Origin of the sequence: Rhodococcus jostii NBRC 16295 (assembly GCF_001894825.1) — a bacterium.
Lineage (GTDB): Bacteria > Actinomycetota > Actinomycetes > Mycobacteriales > Mycobacteriaceae > Rhodococcus_F > Rhodococcus_F jostii.
The window spans coordinates 1-6864 of record NZ_BCWY01000172.1; the positions used below are offsets into that span (position 1 = coordinate 1).

At 69.8% G+C, this 6864-nt stretch carries 7 protein-coding genes and 1 pseudogene; 4 read left to right on the top strand and 4 right to left on the bottom strand.

Annotated elements, in window-relative coordinates; translation table 11 throughout:
- Window positions 1-338 precede the first annotated feature (338 nt).
- Together RJ1_RS44025 and RJ1_RS44030 are read right to left on the bottom strand one after the other, a co-directional pair.
- Window positions 339-1157, bottom strand: coding sequence for a CPBP family intramembrane glutamic endopeptidase (locus tag RJ1_RS44025; RefSeq protein ID WP_073370895.1), 819 nt, complete (start codon window positions 1155-1157; stop codon window positions 339-341).
- A 36-nt stretch (window positions 1158-1193) separates the two neighbouring features.
- The gene (locus RJ1_RS44030; RefSeq protein WP_073370898.1) at window positions 1194-1958 is read right to left on the bottom strand and encodes a DUF2470 domain-containing protein; all 765 of its coding nucleotides are present in this window, start codon (window positions 1956-1958) and stop codon (window positions 1194-1196) included.
- Window positions 1959-2074: 116 nt separating this feature from the next.
- On the opposite strand from RJ1_RS44030, the gene RJ1_RS44035 reads away from it, so the two are divergent.
- From RJ1_RS44035 to RJ1_RS44050, 4 genes are all read left to right on the top strand, one after another.
- Window positions 2075-2764, top strand: a complete 690-nt coding sequence (locus RJ1_RS44035; protein ID WP_073370901.1) for a hypothetical protein — start codon at window positions 2075-2077, stop codon at window positions 2762-2764.
- A 37-nt stretch (window positions 2765-2801) separates the two neighbouring features.
- Window positions 2802-3737 (top strand): prephenate dehydratase, encoded by a 936-nt coding sequence (gene pheA, locus RJ1_RS44040; RefSeq protein WP_073370903.1) that lies wholly within the window; start codon window positions 2802-2804, stop codon window positions 3735-3737.
- Window positions 3734-4405 carry a histidine phosphatase family protein gene (locus RJ1_RS44045; RefSeq protein ID WP_073370906.1) on the top strand — a complete coding sequence of 224 codons (672 nt, stop codon included), beginning with the start codon at window positions 3734-3736 and terminating at the stop codon, window positions 4403-4405. The genes pheA and RJ1_RS44045 overlap by 4 nt, the downstream gene beginning before the upstream one ends.
- A 64-nt stretch (window positions 4406-4469) precedes the next feature.
- Complete coding sequence (locus tag RJ1_RS44050; RefSeq protein WP_378382513.1) at window positions 4470-5864, top strand: lipase maturation factor family protein; 1395 nt, start codon at window positions 4470-4472, stop codon at window positions 5862-5864.
- 1 nt (window position 5865) lies between these two features.
- On the opposite strand, the gene RJ1_RS44055 is transcribed toward RJ1_RS44050, so the two are convergent.
- Together RJ1_RS44055 and RJ1_RS44060 are read right to left on the bottom strand one after the other, a co-directional pair.
- Window positions 5866-6660: an ESX secretion-associated protein EspG gene (locus RJ1_RS44055; RefSeq protein ID WP_073370912.1), complete on the bottom strand. Its 795-nt coding sequence runs from the start codon at window positions 6658-6660 to the stop codon at window positions 5866-5868.
- A pseudogene (locus RJ1_RS44060) lies at window positions 6657-6864 on the bottom strand (PPE family protein); the annotation flags it as partial. The gene RJ1_RS44055 and the pseudogene RJ1_RS44060, both read right to left, overlap by 4 nt.

Here is a 6864-nt window from a genome sequence, read left to right on the forward strand (position 1 = left end):
AGCTGCGGTTCGGGGGCCTGCGACCACGCCTGCTGTGGCGGCGGCGGTGCGCCTCTGCCGTCCCGGCGGATCACCTGGGTGCCCTCCGGCGGCGGCGCGGGCGGGCCCTGGCGGGGAGCGGGGTGGCGCGGACGAGGCGCAGGAGGCCCCTGTGGCGGCGGACCCTGCGGGGGCACCCTCCGCGTCTGCGGGGGAACTCGCTGTTCAAAGGGTGGAATTCGACGGTTCGGCGGCGGCGGCACCGGCTGCCCGCCCTGCGTCCGCCGAGGCGGACGGGGCGGCAGCGGAGGGTAGGGGGCGTCGCCGGTCACCCGCACGACTTTACTGGTCCGGCCGGATTACGGAATCCAGCCGACGTGCCCGCGCAGGACGGCGTAGCCGACGAACGCGACAGAATCGATGGTGGCGTGCGCGATCACGAGAGGCCACAACCGTCCAGTCTTCTGCCAGTACCGGCCGAACACCAGACCCATCGCCACGTTGCCCAACCCGCCGCCGAACCCCTGGTAGAGGTGGTACGTCCCGCGCAGCACCGCAGACGCGAGCAGCGAAGAATTCTCGCTCCACCCGAGTTGGCGCAGCCTGGTGATCAGATACGCGACGACGAGCACTTCCTCGGCGCCGGAGTTCGCGATCGCCCACAGGATCAGGGTGGGCAGCCGCCACCAGTGGTCGCCGATCGTGCTCGGGACCACGGTGAGGTTGGCACCGACCGCGCGGGCCAGAAGATAGAAGCCGAGTCCCGGCAGGCCGACCAGCGCGGCGAGCCCGACACCCTGCGTCAGGTCGGGGCGCCGGCGGAACCGGCCGAGGCCGACGCTGCTCGGCCCCATCCCGCTGCGCCACAAGAGATACAGCCCCAGCGCTCCCCAGGCGAGGAGTTTCACCACACCGAGCAACTGCCGGGCCACGTCGATGACCTGGTTCTCCGCGCGGGAGACGTTGAGGGCGACGGCCTGGTCGGCCAGGTTGCCCGGGGTCAGCAGCGATTCGGACAGCGACAGCAATCCCGACAGCCCGCTCGCCCCGAAGGTGACGAGCAGGACGATCGTGATCTCGATCCACAGGCCCCGCCGCTCACTCCCGGTGACCGGCGGCGCTGCCGGTTCGGGTGAGGCGGGCCGTATCCAGGAGGCGAGCGTTGCACGCGAGATCACGCGGCCACGCTAGCCTGCGCCGAACCGGAATGCCGATCAGCCGCGCGCGCGGAGCCCGTTCACGAACGGGCATCCCACCAGCAGCCGGATCGCCCTGCTCAATGCGACGGCGTCGTCGACGGGCGCCGAGAACGGCATCCAGATGTCGCGGTCGCCGTGGTCGTTCTCGACGCGCAGCCGCAGTCCGTAGCGGTCGATGCCCAGGGGGCGGACGCGTCCCCGCCGCATGTGGGGCGGCAGTTTGCGGGACAGCATGTCGATGAGGTCGCGGTGGTCCTCGTCGAGATGCTGGAGCCAGACGGTCTCCATCTCCCAGAACGGGTCGGGCCGGGCGGCCAGCAGGTCGGCGAGGGCGACGGGTTCGGCGCCGCTCGAGTCGGCGACCACCGCGGATTCGAGGTGCAGTTGCAGCAGCGTCGCGTCGTGGCCGACGTCGAGAAGCCCGGGGTGCGGGAACTCGGACGCCACCTCGTCTGCCAGCGATCGGGTGTGCGCCTCGCACAGGGCGTGGAGGGTGCCGCGCAGCCAGACGAGTGACCGGACGGGCTCGCGGAGCGCGAGCGGCGAGTTGTCGGTGAGTTCCAGCACGGCGGGGATGCCGCCGCCACCGGCGAGCCAGGACAGTGTGGCGGCCGCCGAATCGTTCGGGACCGCGACGACGACGTCACCGCTGGACCGCAGGTGGTGCACGGAGGTGACGGTCGGGGCGCTGCCTTCGACGGCGAGTACCGCGTCCTGGGTCCGTGCGCACGAGCTACGCACACGCTCGGCGGTGGACGGACCGGTGGTCGTGACGGGCATGGAGCCTCCTTCAGGGTTCCGCGATACTGAGGTAACCCTAACCTAATGTGGCGCCATCGACGATGGCAAGACCCCGAGGAAACTTCGGCCGATCCGGCGGGCATTACGGTGGGAAGGTGGCTATACCTCTCTCCCTCGGCGTCCCCCGCTCCCGCGGACCGCAGTCGTTGCTCGCGGAACTTCTCAGCGGGTCCGGTGCCGCTGACGGGGCCGGCGGCGCACTCGGACCGCGAGTGGTCCCGGCCTCCGCGCTGCTCGACGCGGTCGGGACCGACGCCGGTCGCATCATCGTGGGCCTCGACGTCGACCCGGCCCGTCTCCGCACCCGTGAGCAGGCGTCCTACGAGGCGGTCCGATTCCACCTCGACTGCCCCGCCGACCAGCTGGGTGACGCGGTCGCCCTCCGGCTGCCGTCGCCGCTCGCCGTGTTCGTCACCACGGACGACTCCGACGAACTCGGACTGGCCGAGACCGCGCAGCACCTCGCGGGCGCCGGCCGCATTCCGGGACTCGCGAGCGGACACTCGGTCGGCGAGGTCGCCGACTTCCTCGCCGTCCTCGCGCACGCCGACGTCGGATACGTGGCGCGAGCCCGCGACACGGCCGAGGTGCTCGCGATCCTGTCGGGCACGGTCGCGTCACTGCGTGGCGACGACGTGCGGGCTGCGCTCGCGGCGCCGGATCCCGCGAAGCTCACCTCACTGATTCCCGAGGCCGCGGAGGCCGTCCGCGAGGTTCTGCTGGGTGTCGAGGTGACCGACCCGGCGCTCGTCGCCCGCGAACTCTCGGACGCGGGTCTGCGGTAAAACATTCACCGGCAATGCGCCGGACCGTCGACGCTCGATGCGTAATCTCGTAGGCGTGCCAAAGATCGCGTATTTCGGACCCTCGGGAACTTTCACGGAGATGGCGCTCGCGCAGCTCGAGGCCGCGGGCGCCTTCGACGGGCCGGTCGAGCGGGTAGCGGCAACCAGCCCGCCTGCCACCCTGGCGAAGGTGCGCGACGGCGTCGTCGACGGTGCCGTCGTGCCCATCGAGAGTTCCGTCGAGGGGGCCGTCGTGCCCACGCTCGATTCGCTCGCGCTGGGCGACCGGCTGCAGATCGTCGCCGAGACCGAACTCGACGTGGCGTTCACGATCCTCGGCCGGCCGGGCATCGAGCGGCTCGACCAGGTGCGCACCGTGCGGGCGTACCCGGTCGCGGCCGGGCAGGTGCGAATCTGGCTGGAGGAGAACTGCCCCGCCGCCGAAGTCCAGACGGCGTCGTCCAACGCCGGCGCGGCCGAGGACGTGGCGAACGGACTGGCCGACGCCGCCGTGTCCACGGCGCTCGCCGGGGAACGCCTCGGGTTGCACAGCCTCGCCGACGGGGTGGCGGACGAGAAGAGCGCCCGCACCCGGTTCGTGCTCGTCACCGCACCGGTCCCGGTGCCCGCACGCACCGGCGGCGACCGTACCTCGGCCGTTCTCGAACCCCACAACACGCCCGGCTCCCTCGTCGGCGTGCTGTCCGAGTTCGCGACGCGCGGAATCGATCTCATTCGCATCGAGTCACGCCCGGTGCGCACGAACCCGGGCACCTACCGATTCTTCGTCGACTGCATCGGGCACATCGACGACCCGCTCGTGGACGAAGCGTTCCGGGCGTTGCACCGAAAGTCGCACGTGCGGTTCCTCGGGTCCTGGCCCGCGGCGAACCCCAGCGGCCCGCCCCCGCCGTCCGACGGAGACGCGGCGGATTGGATCGAACGAATCCGTCAGGGAGAAAGGGAATCGTGAGCGGCAAGCTGATCCTGGTCCGGCACGGGCAGACCGAGGCCAACGTCGAACGCAGGCTCGATACCCGACTGCCGGGCGCCCGACTGACACCCGAAGGGCTCGCGCAAGCCGAACTGCTGGGCACCGACCTCGCCGCGAAGGCGACGACGGCCGCCCTCGTGTCGTCACAGGCGTTGCGCGCCCGGCAGACGGCGCGCTTCGTGGAACTCGCGTCAGGCATCGCCGTCCAGGTGCGGGAGGGTCTGCACGAGGCTCAGGCCGGGGAACTCGAGGACCGCAGCGACGAGGAATCGCACAAGCTGTTCATGAAGACGTTCCACCTGTGGCACACCGGCGAACTGGGTGCGCGGGTGCCCGGCGGGGAATCCGCCCACGACATCCTCGACCGGTACGTGCCGGTCGTGGATTCCCTCCGCGAGCAGTACCTCGACGATCCGGCGGAATCCGGAGACGTGGTGCTGGTCAGCCACGGCGCGGCCATCCGGCTGGTGGCAGCGCAATTGGCGGGCGTGCCCGGCCTCTTCGCCGCCAACAATCACCTGGCCAACACGCAGTCGGTGGAGTTGACGCCGCTCGCGGGCGGCGGCTGGGAGTGCGTGCGCTGGGGAACCGTCGAGCCACCGTTCGAGCATCGGGTGATTCCCGGCGCTGACGACCCCATGGGGTGATGTCGTTGCGCGCACCCCGGGGTTGCGCGACGATGGAGAAAACCGTCCTCGAGGAGTGACGGCGGTGGAATGGTTCGTTGGCGATGACTATTCGCTCGGTCGGCTGCTCGTCACCGAGGGACTTGCCGCGATCTATCTCGTCGCGTTCGTGGCGGCGAGAAACCAGTTCAGACCACTCGTCGGAAGCAACGGGATGCTGCCCATCCCGAGATTTCTCCGTGCGGTCACGTTCGGGCGTTCCCCGAGCATCTTCCACCTGCACTACTCGGACCGGTTCTTCGAGGCGGTGTGCTGGACCGGCGCCGCGCTGTCCCTCGCCGCGCTGCTCGGTCTGACGCAGATCGTCCCGCTCGCGGCCTGCATGCTCGTGTGGTTCGCGCTGTGGGTGCTCTACCTGTCGATCGTCAACGTGTCCCAGCTCTGGTACAGCTTCGGCTGGGAGTCGTTGCTGCTCGAGGCAGGCTTCCTCGCGATCTTCCTGGGCAACACGTCGGTCGGGCCACCGGTGCTCGTCCTGCTCGTGCTGAGGTGGCTGCTGTTCCGCCTCGAGTTCGGGGCCGGGCTCATCAAGATGCGCGGCGACCGATGCTGGCGCGACCTCACCTGCCTGTACTACCACCACGAAACACAGCCCATGCCCGGACCGTTCAGCTGGTACTTCCACCGGTTGCCGAAGCCGCTGCACCGGGTGGAGGTGCTCGGCAACCACTTCGCGCAACTGGTGGTGCCGTTCGGACTGTTCGCGCCGCAACCGGTCGCTGCAATCGCCGCGACGATCATGATCGTCACCCAGCTGTGGCTGGTGGCGAGCGGCAACTTCTCGTGGCTGAACTGGACGACGATCGTGCTGGGACTGGCCGTCATCCCGGACAGCGTGTACGCGACGGTGTTGCCAGTCGACATACCGGCGAGCAGCGATTCGGCGCCGTTGCCGTTCGTGGTGGCGGTGGTCGCGGTGACGGCGCTCGTCGTCGTGTTGAGCTACTGGCCGATTCGCAACATGATCTCCCACGGGCAGCGCATGAATGCCTCGTTCAACAAGTGGCATTTCGTCAACACGTACGGCGCGTTCGGCAGCATCACCCGGGTGCGGTACGAGGTGATTGTCGAGGGCACGTCCGACGCGCACATCAGTGCGCACTCCGAGTGGAAGGAGTACGGCTTCAAGGGGAAACCCGGTGACGTGCGCCGTCGGCCGCGCCAGTTCGCGCCGTATCACCTGCGACTCGACTGGTTGTTCTGGTTCACGGCGATCTCGCCCGGGTACGCCGAACCGTGGTTCCGGGGTTTCGTGGAGCGGCTGTTGCGGAACGATCGCGACACCCTGAAATTGTTGCAGCACAATCCGTTCCCGGATGACCCTCCGAAACACGTGCGAGCGCGGATGTACCGGTACGAATTCACCACGTGGAAGGAACGCCGCGACACCGGCGCGTGGTGGAAGCGGCAACCGATCTAGGTCAGCGCAGTCGGTCGGCCAGCGACTCCAGCGCCTGCCGCAGACGTTGCGGGGTGCCGGGGCTGAGCGACGACCACGCGACCCCGTGCGCGGAGAGGCTGGAGGTGCCGACGACACGCCCGCCCGCGGTGTCGAACACGGTGACGGGTCCGCCCACCGGGTCGTATTGCCCGTCGCCGTACACGATTCCGACGATCTCGGCGTACGTGGTGCAGCCGGCCATCGCGTTGCCCAGGGCGGTCGCGTCGACGGCGGTTACCCCGAGTGCGGTGAGGGCGGCCGCGAGCGTCTTGCCGTCGCCGCCCTGATCGAAGGCCTCACCGAGCTGCACCGTGGGTGCGTTGACGACGCCGAAGTTCAGTGGGTCCACCGCCCCCAGCGCTCCGATCACAGGAGCGAAGATGTCGGCGCCGGCGTCCTGGACGACGTAGGTGTCGCCGGCGCGCAGGGTCAGCACCGAGAGGGCGTTGCCCTGCGAGAGGCACAGTCTCGAGATGCTGCCCTCGACGTACCAGCGCAGCGCGATCTCCCACACCGGTCGTGCGAGCACCCGCAGCCGGTCGGCGAGTTCGGGGTGAACCTCACCGCCCGGGAGCAGATCCCGGGCGGTGAGGGTGTCGACGGCGCCGCGGAACGCTGCGTCCCTCGTGTCGTACGTGTCGTACCGCGGGGCGGCGTCGAGCACCACCGGCAGTACGTCGAGCGCGAGCGTGTCGACGAGATAATCCATTTCGTCGAGGCTCAGGGGCACGGCCGGGAGGGTCGGCACACCCGGCTGGGTGCCCAGGTCGATCACCGTCCGGACTCCCGATGGTCCGGGTTCGCGCCGATGACCGAGGGAATGACGGTGCGCCCGTCGGCGAAGTGCTCGAAGTTCTTCAGGTAGTCGGGGGTGTCCCGCTCCTCCTCGTCCTGCGAGCCCGCACCGGCGGCGCCGCGCCCTACCGTCATCGGCCCGCTGCCGGTGGCGCCGCGCGCCGCAGCAGCCGGATTCATATCG